The organism is Vibrio sp. D54 (genome assembly GCF_021728075.1).
Classification (GTDB): domain Bacteria; phylum Pseudomonadota; class Gammaproteobacteria; order Enterobacterales; family Vibrionaceae; genus Vibrio; species Vibrio alginolyticus.
In genome coordinates this window covers 271,690-290,191 of the sequence record NZ_JAKKCS010000001.1, presented here as the reverse complement: position 1 = coordinate 290,191, position 18,502 = coordinate 271,690, and the positions used below count along the sequence as shown (strand labels likewise).

Sequence of the window (18,502 nt, the reverse complement as noted above, 5' to 3'; positions counted from 1 at the left end):
TTTTTAAAGGAAACCTCATGAGTCAGTATGTAGTTTGTGCGCTGTACAAGTTTGTTGAGCTGAATAACTATCAAGAGCTACGCGAGCCATTACTTGCGTTGATGGAAAAACACCATATTCGCGGAACATTACTACTGGCAAGTGAAGGTATCAACGGTACTGTTGCATCTGATCGTGCAGGTATTGATACGCTACTGGAGTGGCTAAACAACGAACCTCGTTTGACTGGCACCGTATACAAAGAGTCGTATTCTGAGACCCAGCCATTCAATCGCACCAAAGTGAAACTGAAAAAAGAGATCGTAACATTAGGTGTTGAAGGTATAGACCCTCGCCACGTAGTGGGTACTTACGTGAAACCTCAAGAGTGGAACGATCTTATTGCTGATCCTGAAGTGTTTGTTGTCGATACACGTAATGATTACGAAATCGAGATCGGGACATTCAAAGGCGCTGTAAACCCAAATACTGAAACCTTTCGTGAATTCCCAGACTATGTAAAGGAAAACATGGACCCGGCAAAACACAAGAAAGTTGCGATGTTCTGTACCGGTGGTATCCGCTGCGAAAAATCAACGGCTTACATGAAAGAACAGGGCTTTGATGAGGTCTACCACCTAGAAGGCGGCATTCTTAAATATCTTGAAGAAGTTCCTCAAGAAGAGAGCATGTGGGAAGGCGATTGTTACGTATTTGACGGGCGTGTTGCAGTGAACCACCAGCTAGAAAAAGCAGATTACGATTTATGTAACGCTTGTCGTCTACCGATCACTGAAGAAGACAAACAGTCAGAATTGTTCGAGCAAGGCGTGAGCTGTCCAAAATGTCACGGCACACACTCAGAAGAACAAATTGCTCGATTCCGCGAGCGTGAAAAACAAATTGTTCTTGCAGAGCAGCGAGGCGAGCAGCATGTTGGTGGTGAAAGTGCCAAGCAAAGAGAAGCCCGACGTGCCGCTAAGTACGCGCAAAAAGAAGCGCAGCGTAAACAAGACTAAGCCCAACTCTCCTTATATTTAGCGAGCTGCCGTAAGGTGGCTCGCTTTTACTACGCACCAATACTCTTTCAATACAATTTTGTATCCCTCACCAATACCTCTAGTTGATTGTCTCTTTTGCCTTCGGGTAGCCCCACCATTTCATCATAAGCACTTTGATGCACTATAACCTGCTTATTTGCTTTGATATTCCTGCACTTCTTCTGCATCTCGATCAGGGAATGAGCCCTCAAAAAGATACCGTTGTCATCAGTGATAAATTGCGCTTCTCCATCAATCACGACAGATGCCTGGTACAATGCGAGATCAAGCGAATGAATGACCAATTTGTCTACATAGAAGTATTTTTGTAACTTACTCAATGGTATTGCCATGCGTCACCTCCCTGAAAGTTACCTCTACGTTTTGTAGAATAAAACCGATCATTGGATGAGATTTCTTCGGTTTACTTGCGTACAACATCGGAAACAAAGAGGATTCCGATGCAAACAATCAATGTCGTGTGGTTAAAGCGAGATTTAAGGCTGACTGACCATCAACCACTAACTCAAGCATTATCAACAAAGCACCCAACTGTGCTTTTGTATATTGTTGAACCATTGCTATTGAACAACCCACACTATTCTGAGCGCCACTGGCGATTTGTTTGGCAATCACTGCAAGACATGGATGAGACGCTCAAAGCGTATGGGCATCGAATCACGGTGCTGTTTGACGATGCCTTAGCATGTTTCCAATCAATTCAAGCGCAATATCAAATCAACGCTGTTTTTTCTCACCAAGAAATAGGACTCAACTGCACCTTTGAACGAGACCGACAAGTTGCCGCTTGGCTGTATAAGCAGAACATCGACTGGTTTGAGTTCGAACACGGTGCTGTTATCAGAGGTGCAAAAAACCGGCAAGGTTGGGACAAACATTGGGACTCTGTCATGAGAGCCTCAATAAGCCCTATTGAGCTCCAAACCGACTTGTTGCATTCATTGGATGCAGAAACTCTCGGCTGTTCGTTTTCGCCACCATCATCCTGGCTATCAAAATGCAAAGGAATGCAAACGGGAGGAAGCCGGCTCGCTTGGAAAACACTAGAGGACTTTTTTCATCGTCGAGGTCGTGATTACTATCGAAGCATTTCTAGTCCCACAGCCTCACGCACAGCCTGTACTCGACTTTCTCCATATCTCGCTTGGGGTAACATATCCTTGCGTGAAGTTTATCAATACCTTTTGAAACACTGGCAAGTCGCTGGGTTTCGTCGCAGCTTAATTGCATTGTCTTCACGGCTTCATTGGCACTGTCACTTCATCCAAAAATTCGAATCGGAATACGACATGGAGTTTTACTGCGTTAATCGGGCTTACGAACCATTGATTAAACAAAGTAGTACTTTCAATGAAGAAAAGTTAGCAGCATGGAAATCCGGGCATACTGGCGTACCTTTGATTGATGCCTGCATGCGCTGTTTGCACCACACTGGTTACATTAACTTTCGCATGCGTGCCATGCTGGTTAGCTTTCTTACTCACCACATGAACATGGATTGGCGAGTAGGTGTAACGCATTTAGCGCAACTGTTTCTCGACTTTGAGCCTGGAATTCATTACCCACAATTCCAAATGCAAGCAGGAGTAACCGGGACTAACACAATCCGTATTTATAATCCGATCAAGCAAGCCCAAGAACATGATCCTAACGGTACGTTCATCTACAAGTGGGTACCTGAGTTACAAATGGTTCCTCCCCCTCTTTTATTCGAGCCCTGGACAATGACCCAGATGGAAGCTGTCATGTATCAATTGCAGCCAGATAGCCGTTACCTTGCACCTATTATCGCACCAGACAACGCAGCTAAGGCAGCAAGAGAGCGCTTATGGACGTGGCGGAAACGAGCCGATGTGAAACAAGAAGGCAGACGAATTCTTGCGCGACATGTTAGACCCTCAAAAGAAAGTAGGGCGCGATGATCATCTTTCAATCACAATGCGTACAAATGCAAACACACTCCAGGGAACCCGTTGTACCCTCAACTAGTAAGGAACACACTATGTTCAAACGTATCTTAGTTATCGCGGCTACACTGATGGCGACATTATCTTTTATGCTTCCCGTCAAGGCTCATGAGCATGGCATGATGAAAGCCGATATTGTCGACGTTGCCGCTGAAAACGGCTCTTTCAATACGCTTGTTGCTGCGGTGAAAGCAGCGGGCTTGGTTGACACTCTCAAAGGAGAAGGCCCATTTACTGTTTTTGCACCAACGGATGACGCTTTTGCAAAACTGCCAGACGGCACAGTCGACATGCTCTTAATGCCGGAAAACAAAGACAAGTTAGTATCTGTTTTGACTTATCACATCGTCCCAGGGAAAGTGATGGCTGCCGATGTTGTTAAGCTAGACAAAGCGACTACGGTTCAGGGGCAAGATGTGATGATTAAAACCATGGGCGATAAAGTCATGGTTAACGATGCAAATGTCATTGCAACCGATGTGAAAGCTAAAAACGGTGTCATTCACGTGATTGATACTGTCATCATGCCGAAATAACACCATTCAGAGGGCGGTACAATCCGCCCTTTAGACAGAACTTCTTCCACCCTTAGCACGATTCCTCTCCACTTATCCCCAACCCCCACTCATTCACCATGACTATAAAAAGGATAAAAACAAAATTAAAATCAATACCTTGTAAGACGACACTGCACAATATTGACGAGGTTAAGATATCGTTATCTTTCAATTTGAGAACAGGATTCCATGTCAGTGACGTTTACTTTTCCACATGTAAATTCTTAAGCTAAATTTTGGCTGCTCAATCACATTTCGGCAAACCATTCGAAAGGGTGGGACGCAAAGCTTCCGGTCTGTCAGCATTTAAAAATCTAAAAGAATGCTCATGATAGCGGGGTTACCATGACGCAGTGTTACAGAAGTCCAATTTCTGTAGCGTTGCTTTATGCTCAGCATGCGCCGGGGTGTGACACTAGTTTGTCAGCCATAACAGAGGACATGTGATGAAATCATTTCCAACCAAATCCGTACTCGCGTTAGCACTTGCAAGCATTAGCTCAGGTGCTGCGGCTCACGGTTATGTATCAGAAACCAATGGTGGTGTCGCTGCAAGTCGCTCGGCACTATGTAAGTATCCAACGCCAGATACTAACGAAAAAAATAATAACTGCGGTGCGATTCAATATGAACCGCAAAGCGTTGAAGGCCCTGATGGCTTTCCCGAAACAGGGCCTCGCGATGGTAAAATAGCGAGTGCCGAAACCGCTTTAGCAGCTGCCCTTGATGAGCAAACTGCCGACCGTTGGGTAAAACGCCCTATTCAAGCAGGTACACAAACTTTTGAATGGACATTTACCGCTAACCACGTGACGCGCGACTGGAAATATTACATCACCAAGCCTGATTGGAACCCAAACGCTTCACTATCACGAGACTCTTTTGATCTAACTCCTTTCTGTGTCGTCGACGGCAATATGGTTCAACCCCCGAAACAGGTAAGCCATCAATGTAATGTGCCTACTCGCGAGGGATACCATGTCATCCTGGCAGTATGGGATGTTGGCGACACTGCAGCCTCATTTTATAACGTGATCGATGTGAAATTTGATGGTGACAGTCCCGTTATTCCAGATTGGAAGCAAGGCGGTCAAATTATTCCTACAATGGATTTAAATATTGGGGATTCGGTTTATACACGCGTATTTGATCAAGCAGGTGAAAACGTGGCGTATAGAACTGAACTAGAAATTACCGATGCAGCAATGGGCCAAGCGAAAAACTGGTCTTACGCACTCGCGACTAAGCTAAACCAAGAACAAGCAAAACTGCAAGCCGGGCAGTATGCAGAGGATAAATTCACTCCTGTTTATGGTACTAATCCGGTGTATCTGCAAGCAAATAGCGGCCTTGAGCGAGTAGAGATCGGCTATAACATTGAAACTCCTGTCCCAGAATACTCACTCACAGTAGATGGCTTAGCAGACGAGTATATCATTGAGTCAACACCGACAACGTTGGATCTGACACTAACTGCTGAAGGCGATTTAAATGCAGAACTCACCGTTTACAATCACCATCGCGAACCACTTGCAAGTTGGGCAAACGAAATGAAAGACGGCTCGGTAGAGGCGATATCGCTCGCTTTAAGTAAATCAGAGCCGGGTCACCATATGCTCGTGACACGTATTAAGGACAAAGATGGCAACTTGGTGGATCAGCAAACACTCGACTTTCACTTAAAAGAAGAGTCAGTTACTCCACCACCATCTGGTGAGTACGATTTTGTCTTCCCTGAAGGACTATCTAGCTACACTGCGGGCACAAAAGTGCTTGCCAGCGACGGGGGCATTTATCAATGTAAACCTTTCCCATACTCTGGTTACTGTATGCAGTGGAAAGAAGCCGCAAACCATTACGAGCCTGGAATAGGTTCACACTGGGAGATGGCTTGGGATAAAGTCAACTAAATCACCCTTTGAACGTTAAGTAAAAAGAGCCTCACTATGAGGCTCTTTTATAATCAAACGCAAAAATGACAATTTTCCCGGTCTAAACCATAAACACCAGATAAACTAGAGAGATGCACTCGCCCCTCAATCAGCCCCATTTCATACCCTTCTAGTAAAACGGATTGTCGCATTGATAAGCGCTGAACATGAAAATTATCTGGTGGGGCAATTACCCTAACATGTGTTCCTGGTGGAGGGTTACGAATAAACTCCAATGATTGATTATAGTTATCTGCACGTCTTAACATCGCATCCGCCATTTTGGGGTGCTCCGCAAACAGTTTCTTCATCAGCCATGTGGTCTTAACTGGCTTTTTGGCATAATTCAGCGGGTGAGAGAGTACTACGGTTATGTCGCGAGCCCCTCGACGATAAGCCTCACGCACTGGTATAGAGTCAGCGACCCCACCATCGGTATAACAACCGCCAGAAAAACAAGGGGTATGCTTGTAGGCAATCGGTAATGCTGTTGTCGCTTCAATCGCATGGTGAAAATTATCACGTGTCACGCGGTAATAATCTGCCTGCCCTGTATCTACATTTGTTGTCGCTGCGAGAAAAGGAACGCCATTAAACAGTTTATTTTCATCGACGGGATACAAGCGATTAGATTCTTCAAACAGCCACTTCACATCAATGAGGTCCCCACCTTTAACGAAGCGAGTTGGGTCAAAAAAGCGTTTGCTTGTGGCCAGCTTAGTAATGACGTTAATACTGCGATGCGGGTAGTCGGTCAAATACCCAATCAAATTTGATGCACCAGCAGATACACCGATTGCAAAATCAAACGGTTTATAACTCTGCTCTAAAAACGCATCTAACACTCCGCTTGCGAAGACGCCTCGCATCGCGCCACCTTCTACTACAATTGCTTTTGTTGCCATATTTCCCCCATTCTCCTTGCCAAAAGAGTAATGAAATTCGTGCAATCACAACAATTGAATATTCTTATTATTGAAATAGGTGAAGTCTATTTATTTCTCTCTTAGAAAATGAAAACTAAAGTTCAAAAAATCCGTACCCGTTAGAAATGTAATTGCGGGCTTAACCAAGGTGGCAAGGTCTAAGAGAAATCTAGGAGAAAACCGTTTTATAGGCTTCGCCCGCGCCATCAATGAACATTTGAGTACCAATAACCGCTAGAATTAAGCCCATCATTTTAGTCACAACATTTAGAGCACTTGGTCCAACCGCTTTGACCAATTTGTCTCCAAATAAAAACAGTACATAGGTGATCACACAGAGGACAGCGAAAGAAACGATAGTAATAATGGTTTGATCGAAACCACCCGCTGTCGCAAAGTTCATCGCGGTAGCAATCGTTCCAGGCCCAGCTAATATTGGCATCGCCAGTGGAGACACTGCAATACTCAATGCCGCCCGTTGCTGAGCTGGTGAATACGCCTTCTCTTTGGTTTTCTGATGCGTCGAATCACCTTGAAGCATGTTAAAACCTATCAAAAACACCAAAATGCCGCCTGTTATTCGCAATGCATAAAGCGTGATACCAAACAAATCAAAAATTAACTTACCGGCAATAGAAAATATCGCGATGATAATAAATGCAATAAAAACCGAGCGGAGCGCAATGGAACGGATGGTTTCTTTATCTTCATCAGCAGTTAAACTCAAAAAGATGGGAATATTGGCGATAGGGTTCATGATGGCAAAGAAGCCCATAAACACCGTAACTGTATGAACAATGAGTTCTTTCATATTTTCCACTGCATTTAAATTATTGATTCTAAAAACAGTATATACGCTCTCAAACAGAACGAGTGGTGTATTCTCGATTCGTCTTCACACTTATGCACCAAGCATTGCTTTTCTTTTGAGATAGTTTACCGACTCATCAAATGTCGCTAAGGTGAGTCTTCAGCCTTTAACGTAACAGGGGATGTTAAGTCACCATGAACAGCACGATTCAAACAATTCTCAATCACCGCTCAATTCGAAAATTCACCTCACAACCGATTGAGAGCGAACAATTAGATGCCATTCTTCAAGCCGGCCTTGCGGCGTCCTCATCAAGCATGTTGCAAGTCGTTTCAATTATCCGCGTGACCGACAAAGAAAAACGTACGCTATTAGCTCAATATGCCGGAAATCAAGGGTACGTTGAAAGCGCGGCTGAGTTTTTGGTGTTTTGCATTGATTACCAACGCCACGCCAGTATCAACCCAGATGTTCAAGCTGACTTTACCGAGTTAACGCTAATAGGCGCTGTAGACTCGGGCATCATGGCACAAAATTGCTTGCTTGCGGCGGAGTCGATGGGACTAGGAGGTGTGTATATTGGTGGTTTACGAAACAATGCCCAAAAAGTAGACGAATTATTAGGTTTACCTAAAAATACCGCCATTTTATTTGGTATGTGTCTTGGTCATCCAGATCAAGCCCCTGAAGTAAAACCTCGCCTACCTAAGCATGTCGTGGTGCATGAAAATCAGTATCAAGACCTAAACTTGGATGATATTCAGACGTATGACCAAACTATGCAAAACTACTATGCAAACCGTTCGAGCAATCAAAAACAGAGTACTTGGTCACAAGAAGTCACCAGTAAACTGGCTGGCGAATCACGTCCGCACATCCTGCCTTACTTAAACAGAAAAGGGCTCACTAAAAGGTGATGACTACAATACGATAGGATCAAAAAAGGCCTCTGAAGAGGCCTTTAGAATTTATCAGCAAAAACTTGCTTAGTTACCGCCTGAACCGCCTGATGGTGGAGCAACCGGATCAACTGGCTTACCAGGCTTCGCATCTGGAACTGGTGGAACGGTAGGTTTGATTTGGTCTACAGGCTTACCTGCAGCAATGTCTTTTTCAACCTGCTCAACAACGTTCTTCGTATCTTCTTCAGAGATTTCTACGTAAATCACTTCTTCAGAATCCGCGCCTGCTTTAGGGTAATGCGGGTATTTCGCAATCACTTCTTCTGCCATTGATTTTGCAGCTACAGCTACGGCTTCAGGTGCAGCTGTTGGGTTCGCTTTAATGATATCAGACACGATATTTGCCGTAGCAACTAGCTTCGTAGCAAGTTCGCTATTGCCGCCTTCACTTTGAAGGTTAGCAACTACAGACTCTGTATCACGAAGGATTTCGTCAACTGTTTTACCACTTGCATTGATATCGATACCTAAATTGGCAAATACTTTTTCAGCAGTATCTGATGAGTATACCTCTCCGTCATCTAGAGAGTTAGCTACCAACGTTGTAAATGGAGAACCTGTAACTAAAGAGTCAGCTTGGGCAAGACCTTTAGGAATCTTGTAATCAGACGTAATAGGTTTTCCGTTAGATGCATCTACACTCTTATCAGTATGCTTCAATGTGAAAGTACATTCACCTGGTGCACTCACTACGTCGATATGGCTAATGCGAGCTTTACCAACCATGCCTTCATAGTTTGTTGTTAGCTCATCAGCCTGACCTTTTAAGTCTCCACCACAGTCATAAGATACTTCCATGCCGATAACAGCTGGGTCATAAGCCTGTACTGAGTATGTTTTTACCTCAGGATCGCTGTCACTACCACAACCTGCTAGTAGAACAGCAGCCACACTTGCCGTTAAAAGTTTGATTTTCAAAATTAGCTCCAATATTTGTTGTTATATCCGACCGCAACACGAAGCATAACGGCAGTTGCATATAGTGTAAATAGGATGCATACAACTTTGGCATGAGTTTTTTCACATTACTGCCTGTTTGCTTGTGCAAAATCATGCATTCATCTCAATAACGCTAAATAGACACAATTTTGTCATGTATTCGTCAGTATTTTTTCGAGTAACTTGTTGCCTTTATTGCAACCAGATGGATAATAGTTGACTATTTTTTGTGGGTCGGATTTTCACACCTTCATTAATAAAACTAAGAGCTCTAAGTCGCTAGCAGCCATTTGGAGTGTTTATTACACAAATAATTCTGAATGGACTCGCTTTCTAAAGGCTTAAAACTGCAGTAAATCGTCAATATTGATGAAACTCAGTTCAATTAGAATGAATCAATTTCAGTCGGCAAACTTTCTTTCGGTAGTTATAAACCAATGAACACATTTAATAAATTTTTGGGGATATCAGTACTTCCAATCCTTCTTACAGGGTGTACTTTGCCTGGTAGCCACCTTTCGGTCAGTGACAAAACAGTCATGAGCACTGAATCGAGTGATATAGAGTCTCAGGTTACCGTTTATCCCTTAACTTTGGAGCGCGTAACGTCTTTAAATTCAGTGGACCCTTTTTCAAAACCAAACCCAGAGTTAGATATTGAAATCGCAAAATATGAATACGAAGTAGGACCTGGCGATATCCTAAATATCACTATTTGGGATCACCCAGAGCTAACGATCCCAGCGGGCTCATACCGAAGCTCAGCCGAAGCGGGTAACTGGGTACATTCGGATGGCACGATCTTCTACCCTTACATAGGTGTCGTACATGTTGAAGGCAAAAACGTACGTCAGATTCGTGCAGACATTGCAAGCCGCCTTGCAAAATACATTGAGAGCCCACAGGTCGATGTAAGCGTTGCGGCATTTCGCTCTAAAAAGACTTATGTAACTGGCGAAGTTAACAAGCCAGGACAACAACCAATTACAAACATCCCCCTTACACTTCTAGATGCTGTGAATAGAGCTGGCGGACTGGCTGCCGAGGCTGATTGGCGTAATGCGACACTGACACGCAATGGCGTTGTTGAAAACGTCTCTTTGTATGCTCTGATGCAACAAGGCGATTTAACTCAAAACCGCCTTCTAAAGCCTGGCGATATTGTTCATATTCCTCGAAACGATGCGCAAAAAGTATTTGTTATGGGCGAGGTTAACGATCCGAAATTACTCAAAATTGATCGTAGCGGCATGAGCCTTACTGAGGCTCTTAGCAGCGTTGGTGGTATCAGTGAAATCTCCGCAGATGCTACCGGTGTGTTTGTCATCAGACGTTCAAAAGAAGAAGCTAAAATGGCGGACATTTATCAGCTAGATGTTTCTGACGCTTCTGCTTTGGTGATTGGTACTGAGTTTGATCTCAACCCTTACGACATAGTCTATGTAACGGCTGCACCTGTTAGTCGTTGGAATCGTGTGATTGCTCAACTCGTTCCAACCATTTCCGGCTTTAATGAACTAACCGAAGGTGTACTACGAGTACGCACTTGGCCGTAAAAACAGCGTGCCACAAGAAAATTATCTCTTGCGGCACGTAATCGATAGCTACTCAGCTCAATTGCGCAATGTAAAGAAGCCAGCAATTCAGTTGAGATCATAAGCATACAATTTAAAGTAGGGTAAGCATTTGTTTTCTAATATTCTTGTCGTCTGTGTCGGTAATATTTGCCGCTCTCCAACAGGAGAGCGGCTTTTGCAGTCTTTACTACCAAACAAACATGTCGCATCAGCAGGAATCGCAGTAGATAAGAGCCATCTAACGGGAAAAGCTGCTGACGAGATGGCAACCACTATCGCGAACGAACGTGGCGTAAGCTTAGATGGACACGAAGCACGACAATTAACACCTGAGCTTTGCGCTCAATACGATCTGATATTGGTTATGGAAAAAGGTCATTTAGAAGCCTTAACCAAAATCGCTCCTGAGGCACGAGGTAAAACGATGCTGTTTGGACAGTGGATAAATGAACAAAACATCCCTGATCCATACAGACAAAGTAGAGAAGCTTTCGAACATGCATATACGCTTATAGAAAAAGCAGCAAAAGCGTGGTCTCAAAAACTATAAGCCGCAAGGCTAAATAAACGCCAATGGCAAGGTATTTAAGAAGTTAAAGTAATGACAACACAAACTATTAAGCAATCACGTCAAGCCGACGATGAGATCGATTTGGGAAAGTTATTTGGGATCATTCTCGATGCCAAATGGCTCATTCTATGTACCGTAGTCCTATTTTCGATTATAGGCGTCGGCGTTGCCATTCTATCAACACCTATCTATAAAGCTGACGCTCTTATCCAAATCGAAAGTAAGAGTTCAGGTGGTATTTCAGCGATGGTTGGTGATATGGGAGAGCTGTTTTCAGCAGAATCATCAGCGACAACAGAAATAGAGATCATCAAATCTCGTATGATCTTGGGCGGTACTGTTGATAAGTTCAACTTAACGACTGTCGTTTCTCCAAACTACATGCCAATTATTGGTAAAGGCCTAGCTCGACTACAAGGTGAGCAAATCAGTCTGAGCGTTTCACGATTTAATGCTCCTTCTTACGCAGTTGGCGTTCCTTTAACTCTTGAAGTTATTGATTCTGAAAAACAGACGTTCAGGCTCTTAGAAGATGACAATAACGTCATTTTAGAAGGTAAAGTTGGTGAACTGCTTGAGAAGAATGGATACCAATTTTTGGCGACTGAACTTGTGGCTCAAACTGGTGACTCATTCACGGTCAGCAAAATCAGTAAATTAGATGCAATTAATAAACTTCAAGAAAACTTATCGATTAGCGAACGTGGTAAGCAAACCGGGATTATATCTTTAAGCTTCTCTGGTGAAGACCGCGCTAAGATTCAAGATATCTTGAACGACATTAGCCAAAACTACTTCTTACAAAACGTTCAAAGAAATTCTGCAGAGGCAGAGCAAAGCCTCGAGTTCTTGAAAGGTCACCTCCCAGACATCAAAACAAAACTGACCGCTTCTGAAGACGTTTTAAATCGATTCCGTCAAGAAAATGAATCTATCGATTTAGGCCTTGAAGCTCAGTCAACGCTGAAAGTAATGGTTGAGTTAGAAGCACAGCTAAATGAGCTTACATTCAAAGAAAGTGAGATCAGCCAACGCTTCACACAGGATCACCCAGCTTATAAGTCGCTACTTGATAAACGTGAAACACTACTAAAAGAGAAAGAACGTCTTAATAAACAAGTTCAAAAGTTACCGAAAACACAGCGTGAAGTTCTACGTATGACACGCGATGTAGAAGTAAACCAACAAATCTACATCCAACTATTGAACAAGGTTCAAGAGCTCAACATTATTAAAGCCGGAACAGTTGGCAACGTTCGAATCTTAGATAACGCTCAATCTTTCTCTAAGCCAATTAAGCCGAAAAAAGCGCTTATCGTTGTGCTAGCAACACTGCTTGGCGGTATGGCAGGCGTTGCTTTCGTATTAATTCGTGCAGCATTCCACCGTGGTGTGGAAACACCAGATCAAATTGAACAGATTGGCATGCCAGTTTACGCAAGCGTTCCAAAATCTATTCAACAACTGGAATTTGCAAACAAGCTTAAGCGCAACAAAGGCAGCAACAATGAGCTAGTCCTTCTAGCGGAAGCTAACCCAGCCGATCTTTCCATTGAGGCTCTACGTAGTCTTCGCACTAGCTTGCACTTTGCAATGATGGAAGCGAAGAATAACGTTCTTATGATTTCAGGTCCTGCACCATCTATCGGCAAAACATTTGTATCGACCAACTTTGCGGCCGTCGCTGCGAAAACCGGTCAGAAAGTGCTGCTTATTGATGCGGATATGCGTAAAGGTTATTTGCAGCAATGCTTCGGTCTACGTTGGGACAACGGTCTTTCTGATTACTTGAGCGGTAAGACATCCCTTAGCAACATCATTAAATCTACATCCATTGATAATTTAGATGTTGTGACTCGCGGCCAAGTACCACCAAATCCGTCAGAACTTCTTATGCACCCTCGCTTCAAGAACTTTGTTGACGAGATGTCTGCACAATACGATCTAGTCATCATCGATACACCGCCTGTACTCGCAGTTACCGACCCAAGCATCGTTGGCGCGCTTGCAGGAACAACTCTGATGGTCGCTCGTTTTGATCAAACGACTTTGAAGGAGATTGAAGTCGCGCAAGGTCGCTTCGAGCAATCAGGCGTTGAAGTTAAAGGTGTGATTCTCAATGCAGTTGAGAAAAAAGCATCTAACTCATACGGCTATGGATACGGCTACTATAACTACGCGTACAAAAGCGAATCATAAATTGAATCTAGATCGCTAATTAAACCAAATATGACAAAGCCCTGCTAGAAACAGCAGGGCTTTTTCTATTGCACTCTTAATTGCTTATACGTAAACAAACTAAGCAAGACAAAGAATATTGGGTCACTCCAGCCAAAACCGACAAATACTCCGATAATGCCGGCATAGGTAGTAATCACTGCCCCTAAGCCATTAGTAATCAATAATGCTTTAAACACCTGTTTCGCAGTATGCCCTGATTCCACATTACGTAACATCAAACTCACCGCAGCGATTCCACCTAAAAAGATCGAAGTATGCTGCGATAAAAACAGCGCGTATTGGTCGTTGATTTGTACGCCATACATCGGCCACATCATGGTTGGTACAAAAAACAACGCAAACGCGAATACCGTATATATGACACCATGAACGGTTAGAAAAGTGCGGTTGGTCATCATCTCCTTATCCCCCAATAGGCCCTTGATTGATCGTCGTTAACGGCGCATTGATATCGAAAATTTGACCTCGTACTTCGACTACGCCCATTTTTCGTAAGCGTGCGGCATGCATTTCGAGATAAGCTTGCGCCGTGGCTTCATCTTCAAAAAGATAGATACCACCACCGAGTTTGTCTTTTTCGCTTTCCGTCCAGATTTTCCAAATCATGCCCGGCTCTTGGTTAATCGACTTAGCTAAGTCGACCAGAGCATTCGACATCTCGTCACCAAACGGACCATGAAATTCAAAATCAACTTGCAATAATTTCGCCATCTTGAGTCTCCTCTTCTTATTGACTCGTTTTCGATGACAAGATTATTACCTTTATAAAACTGACAAAAAAGTTCATAATTTTGCCATTAACTGTCTAAAAAATTGACTCATGAGACTAAAAACGACCTTAGAACAATGGCAAACGCTACAAGCGATTAATCAAGAAGGCAGCATTCAATCCGCAGCTTTACTGCTCAACAAGAGCCATACCACATTGATCTACTCGGTGAGGAAGTTAGAAGACCAACTTGGTATTCAACTTATCGAAGTACGAGGGCGCAAAGCGGGTTTGACAGAGCACGGCAAAACCATACTGCGTCGTGCACAATCCATGCTTGAACAAGCGCGGGAACTAGAAGTCATCAGCGAGCAGTTAAAAAGTGGGGTGGAATCTCAAATCACGGTCGCAGTAGATCATCTTTGTGACCCTTGTTGGCTTTATGCACCACTCAGTCAATTTTTGGAGGACAACAACACGACCTCCGTTCAAGTGGTTGAAACGTCACTGAGCAAAACAACCGAAATGGTCGTAAATGAGCTCGCTGACATCGCAATCATCAACTTACCGATAACCAACTACCCTGCCGAAGCATTTGGCGTAACAACCATGCTGCCTGTAATCGCAGCACACCATCCACTCGCTAAAAAGCCGCATGTTTCCATCGACGATTTTGCAACCACCAGCCAAATTGTCATCCGTGACTTAGGCAATTCAGACAAAACGAAAAGAGATGTGGGTTGGTTACGCGCACGTCAGCGTATTACCGTCGATAACTTCGACCACGCTTTTCACGCCGTAGAGCAAGGCGCTGGATTTTGTCGGCTACCAGCGCACTTAGTCGCAGCCCGCAAGAGCGATAAAATTAAAGTATTGGAGATCGAACACTCCCATCAATATCAAGTTGCGCTGCACCTCACTTTACCCAAAGGAGCCAAAAGTGGTCCTGCGACTCAAGCGCTTTATCGTACTTTACTCAAAAGTGTAGAAACTCGAGTCTAGCAACAGTGGTATTGAGTTGAATCGCTAGTGTTATCGCCTATTGATTCTCCCTAAATATAGAGAAACGGCCATTTTGTGACGCTACACTCTCACAAAAGGTTGCACGAAGGATAGCGACCACCTACTATCACTCTGCTCATGCCTAAAGCACCCAACACTCGCGGAAAGAACTCGGTTCACGGCAATATCCTCACCTGCTTGGTTTAGCAGGCACAATCTGTTTTTACCTTCTTTTTAGCTTCTATATAGGCGAGTGTGGAAGAGATAAGAAAGGTGAAATATGAACTCTACAAATAGCTTCTCGATCAATATCAATCAGCAAAAATCCATTGCTAAAAAAAGGCTCAAAGCTATCCGCCTATACGATGACGCCACGTTGGAGTTAGTTAAGCGATTTCACTCCAAACCAGAATCTTTGGCTCCCAATACAATTCAATTGGCTGACGTTCAACATGCACTCGCAAGAGAACTGGGCTTATCCAGTTGGAGTAAACTAAAAGCTCATGTCGAAGAGCTAGAAGCGCACAAACTAGCCATCAAAGAACAAAAACCGCCCCTAGATGCAAAAGTAAAAACGCTACACGTTCGTTGTGGCCACGACATTCAACAACAACTTAAAGCCAGCGGATTTGAAGGGACATTTTTAGCCCTGATCGATCCGCTTTGTATTGGCCCCATACCAGCAACACCGCAGAACTTCCTTGCCATTCGTGCCCAATATGTCGTAGAGACTCTGCTGCCCGTGATGAAGCGTGAAGACTCGGTTCAAGATATAGTCACATTGGAACAATCAAACCTCGATCTGTTGCAAAGTGATGTATTTGAACGAATCGTCTTTTGGGTCGAACATGACAGTTATGATCAATTGATGCTAATTCGTGCTCTAACACAGTTAGAGAATGTAGAGAATAAAGTGATAGAGATCATTGAGTTGAACCAGTTCCCGGGCACTGAACGATTCATCGGCTTTGGGCAGTTGCCTGAAGAAGCTATTCGTTCTTGTTGGCGATACCGTAAACCTGTGACAGCAAAATTATTCAGTCAGGCTAAACGGTGTTGGCACGCTATTACATCACCGACACCTATTTCCATAGTTAATTTGATTCAGCAGCATAACCTGGATTGCTTGCCCAATATATTCAACGTGCTTAAACGCCATTTGCAAGAGTTACCTAATTCACAAACTGGATTGAGCTTGACACAACACCTCGCACTAAAGGTTTTGAGCTCGCAAAATCGTTCAATTCCCATCAAAGATTGGTTTGAGCAATATCAACAACTAGAACCTCTTCCTTACCTAGGAGACGTGATGTTTTACGCGTTACTCCTCCCTCTAGCACAGTGTCAAACACCTTTGATCACGATTGAGTCACGTGAAAGGCACTGGTGGGAACAAAGCGTCCGTATCACTGAGGCTGGCAAGCAGTGTTTGGAAGGCTTAATACGAGCGAAACAATGCTATTGGGTTGGAGGGATTAAAAATACCAGTCAAAGTTATTGGAGCTGGGATCACCTCCAACTAACTACACTTGCCAACCATCATTGAGTTGACAAATATGAAAGCATAAAGGGTTCGTTGGCTCTGATGAACACTCAATACTAAATTATCGCTAAAGAAGCGACCGCTAGTCTGAATACAACTTAAATAGTTATGCAGAAATGCATCCACTCAAAGAGAGTATGCACTCTATCTCTTATTAGAATTTATTGTAAATCCTCTTTGTTATCGGTTGTATATTCGATAAAAGTGTTAAAATACAAACTTTTCATCCAGCCAATTCGTTAATATTTGGTTAAAATTCCATTTTTATTAGTGATAAAGTTCACATCTATTAACCATTTAGAGGATTATTCTTTCGTATTTTCTCACTCCGCTGCTAATCTGCTCGCCGCTTTGAAGTGAACTCAAGGTGCATAACTATAAGGAGTGTTCTCATGAATACCAAGAAACCGATGTCGCTTACCAGCCGCGTAATTTTAGGTATGGTTGCGGGTATCTTGACAGGATTTGCAATTCGCACACTTTTTGCCGACAACGGATTTGTCGACGCATACATTGTTAATGGATTATTCGAAGTTGGTGGACAGATCTTCGTTGCCAGCTTAAAAATGCTTGTTGTACCGCTAGTATTTGTTTCGTTAGTTTGTGGTACTAGCTCTCTCAAAGACCTTTCTACACTGGGTCGCATGGGTGGTAAAACCCTCGCTTTCTACGTTACAACAACGGCTATCGCGATTACGCTTGCTCTAACTATGGGTACTCTATTCCAGCCAGGTGCTGGCGCTGACCTAACCGCAGCAAGTTCATTCAAATCAGCAGAAGCACCATCTTTGGGTCAGGTGATCATCGATATGTTCCCAACCAACCCTATCAGTGCGATGGCTGAAGGTAAAACCCTGCAAGTTATTGTGTTCGCGGTACTATTTGGTATCGCGATCAGCGCAGCAGGCAAACCTGGTGAACGTATTGCAGCGTTCTTCGCTGATCTGAATGAAGTGATCATGAAACTGGTTGCGATTTTGATGAACTTGGCGCCTTATGGTGTGTTCTTCTTAATGGCGAAGCTATTTACTGGTCTTGGTCTGGGCGCAATCGTCAATCTGGCAGAGTACTTCTTAGTACTGGCGGGGACGCTTGTCCTGCACGGCCTAGTCACTTACAGCTTAATGTTAAAAGGTTTCACTGGTCTAAATCCAATTACGTTCCTGCGTAAGATGGAAGACGCGATCATGTTTGCTTTCTCGACCGCATCATCAAACGCGACGATTCCAGTGACAATGGAAACAGCAAAGCACCGCATGGGTGTTGAGAACCGTGTATCATCGTTCACAGTACCACTTGGTGCAACCGTGAACATGGACGGTACGGCGATCATGCAGGGCGTAGCAACTGCGTTTATTGCTCAAGCTTTCAATATTGATTTAACTATGGGCGATTACCTAATGGTTATCATGACGGCAACTCTGGCGTCTATCGGTACCGCAGGTGTTCCTGGTGTGGGTCTTGTCATGCTTGCTATGGTATTGAACCAAGTTGGTCTGCCGCTTGAAGGTATCGCGCTCATCATGGGTGTTGACCGTCTTCTTGATATGATTCGTACCGCGGTAAATATCACTGGTGACAGTGCTGTAACCGTCATCGTTGCAAAATCAGAGGGTGCATTGGATGAAGCTCGCTTCAACGACCCAATGGCAGGCGTAGCCGAAGAAGAAGTGCATCTTAAACGCGCTGACGCCTAAATCGTTCTACGATTACCATTCTGAAATTA

The 18,502-nt window shown here is 43.8% G+C and carries 17 protein-coding genes and 1 riboswitch; of the genes, 11 read left to right on the top strand and 6 right to left on the bottom strand.

Features of this window, described 5'->3' with window-relative positions; genetic code table 11:
• The first annotated feature begins 17 nt into the window (after positions 1-17).
• Entirely contained in the window at positions 18-998 is a 981-nt protein-coding gene (locus L3V37_RS01275; protein WP_017634441.1) for a rhodanese-related sulfurtransferase, read from the top strand.
• Between the two features lie 68 nt (positions 999-1,066).
• Here L3V37_RS01275 and L3V37_RS01270 read toward each other — a convergent pair whose 3' ends face one another.
• Positions 1,067-1,372, bottom strand: coding sequence for a DUF6482 family protein (locus L3V37_RS01270; RefSeq protein ID WP_237305685.1), 306 nt, complete (start codon positions 1,370-1,372; stop codon positions 1,067-1,069).
• Positions 1,373-1,480: 108 nt separating this feature from the next.
• On the opposite strand from L3V37_RS01270, the gene L3V37_RS01265 reads away from it, so the two are divergent.
• From L3V37_RS01265 to gbpA, 3 genes are all read left to right on the top strand, one after another.
• Positions 1,481-2,962 (top strand): cryptochrome/deoxyribodipyrimidine photo-lyase family protein, encoded by a 1,482-nt coding sequence (locus L3V37_RS01265; protein ID WP_237305684.1) that lies wholly within the window; start codon positions 1,481-1,483, stop codon positions 2,960-2,962.
• Between the two features lie 80 nt (positions 2,963-3,042).
• A complete protein-coding gene (locus tag L3V37_RS01260; RefSeq protein ID WP_237305683.1) occupies positions 3,043-3,543 on the top strand; it encodes a fasciclin domain-containing protein in 501 nt (166 codons plus the stop codon).
• Positions 3,544-3,811: 268 nt separating this feature from the next.
• Positions 3,812-3,912: riboswitch (cyclic di-GMP riboswitch) on the top strand.
• Between the two features lie 98 nt (positions 3,913-4,010).
• Positions 4,011-5,474, top strand: coding sequence for an N-acetylglucosamine-binding protein GbpA (gbpA, locus tag L3V37_RS01255; RefSeq protein ID WP_237305682.1), 1,464 nt, complete (start codon positions 4,011-4,013; stop codon positions 5,472-5,474).
• A 53-nt stretch (positions 5,475-5,527) separates the two neighbouring features.
• Here gbpA and L3V37_RS01250 read toward each other — a convergent pair whose 3' ends face one another.
• Both L3V37_RS01250 and L3V37_RS01245 read right to left on the bottom strand, forming a co-directional pair.
• Complete coding sequence (locus L3V37_RS01250) at positions 5,528-6,400, bottom strand: patatin family protein (protein ID WP_237305681.1); 873 nt, start codon at positions 6,398-6,400, stop codon at positions 5,528-5,530.
• A 190-nt stretch (positions 6,401-6,590) separates the two neighbouring features.
• Positions 6,591-7,232 carry a MarC family protein gene (locus L3V37_RS01245; protein ID WP_005374889.1) on the bottom strand — a complete coding sequence of 214 codons (642 nt, stop codon included), beginning with the start codon at positions 7,230-7,232 and terminating at the stop codon, positions 6,591-6,593.
• Positions 7,233-7,426: 194 nt separating this feature from the next.
• On the opposite strand from L3V37_RS01245, the gene nfsA reads away from it, so the two are divergent.
• Entirely contained in the window at positions 7,427-8,149 is a 723-nt protein-coding gene (nfsA, locus tag L3V37_RS01240; protein ID WP_005384597.1) for an oxygen-insensitive NADPH nitroreductase, read from the top strand.
• A 69-nt stretch (positions 8,150-8,218) separates the two neighbouring features.
• Here nfsA and L3V37_RS01235 read toward each other — a convergent pair whose 3' ends face one another.
• Positions 8,219-9,112: a hypothetical protein gene (locus L3V37_RS01235; RefSeq protein WP_047102404.1), complete on the bottom strand. Its 894-nt coding sequence runs from the start codon at positions 9,110-9,112 to the stop codon at positions 8,219-8,221.
• 458 nt (positions 9,113-9,570) lie between these two features.
• Here L3V37_RS01235 and L3V37_RS01230 point away from each other — a divergent pair, with 458 nt between their 5' ends.
• The 3 genes from L3V37_RS01230 to L3V37_RS01220 all read left to right on the top strand — a co-directional run bounded on the left by L3V37_RS01230 (position 9,571) and on the right by L3V37_RS01220 (position 13,480).
• Entirely contained in the window at positions 9,571-10,689 is a 1,119-nt protein-coding gene (locus L3V37_RS01230) for a polysaccharide export protein (protein ID WP_017820139.1), read from the top strand.
• Between the two features lie 130 nt (positions 10,690-10,819).
• A complete protein-coding gene (locus L3V37_RS01225) occupies positions 10,820-11,260 on the top strand; it encodes a low molecular weight phosphotyrosine protein phosphatase (protein ID WP_154204039.1) in 441 nt (146 codons plus the stop codon).
• A gap of 51 nt (positions 11,261-11,311) precedes the next feature.
• Entirely contained in the window at positions 11,312-13,480 is a 2,169-nt protein-coding gene (locus tag L3V37_RS01220; protein ID WP_237305680.1) for a polysaccharide biosynthesis tyrosine autokinase, read from the top strand.
• Positions 13,481-13,545: 65 nt separating this feature from the next.
• Here L3V37_RS01220 and L3V37_RS01215 read toward each other — a convergent pair whose 3' ends face one another.
• The gene (locus L3V37_RS01215; protein ID WP_165401686.1) at positions 13,546-13,917 is read right to left on the bottom strand and encodes a hypothetical protein; all 372 of its coding nucleotides are present in this window, start codon (positions 13,915-13,917) and stop codon (positions 13,546-13,548) included.
• Positions 13,918-13,924: 7 nt separating this feature from the next.
• A complete protein-coding gene (locus L3V37_RS01210) occupies positions 13,925-14,233 on the bottom strand; it encodes a monooxygenase (RefSeq protein ID WP_237305679.1) in 309 nt (102 codons plus the stop codon).
• 109 nt (positions 14,234-14,342) lie between these two features.
• Here L3V37_RS01210 and L3V37_RS01205 point away from each other — a divergent pair, with 109 nt between their 5' ends.
• From L3V37_RS01205 to L3V37_RS01195, 3 genes are all read left to right on the top strand, one after another.
• Positions 14,343-15,233, top strand: coding sequence for a LysR family transcriptional regulator (locus L3V37_RS01205; protein WP_213970676.1), 891 nt, complete (start codon positions 14,343-14,345; stop codon positions 15,231-15,233).
• Positions 15,234-15,513: 280 nt separating this feature from the next.
• A complete protein-coding gene (locus L3V37_RS01200) occupies positions 15,514-16,779 on the top strand; it encodes a DUF1835 domain-containing protein (protein WP_005374868.1) in 1,266 nt (421 codons plus the stop codon).
• Between the two features lie 389 nt (positions 16,780-17,168).
• Positions 17,169-18,473, top strand: a complete 1,305-nt coding sequence (locus L3V37_RS01195) for a dicarboxylate/amino acid:cation symporter (RefSeq protein ID WP_017634452.1) — start codon at positions 17,169-17,171, stop codon at positions 18,471-18,473.
• The last annotated feature ends 29 nt before the right edge of the window (positions 18,474-18,502 follow it).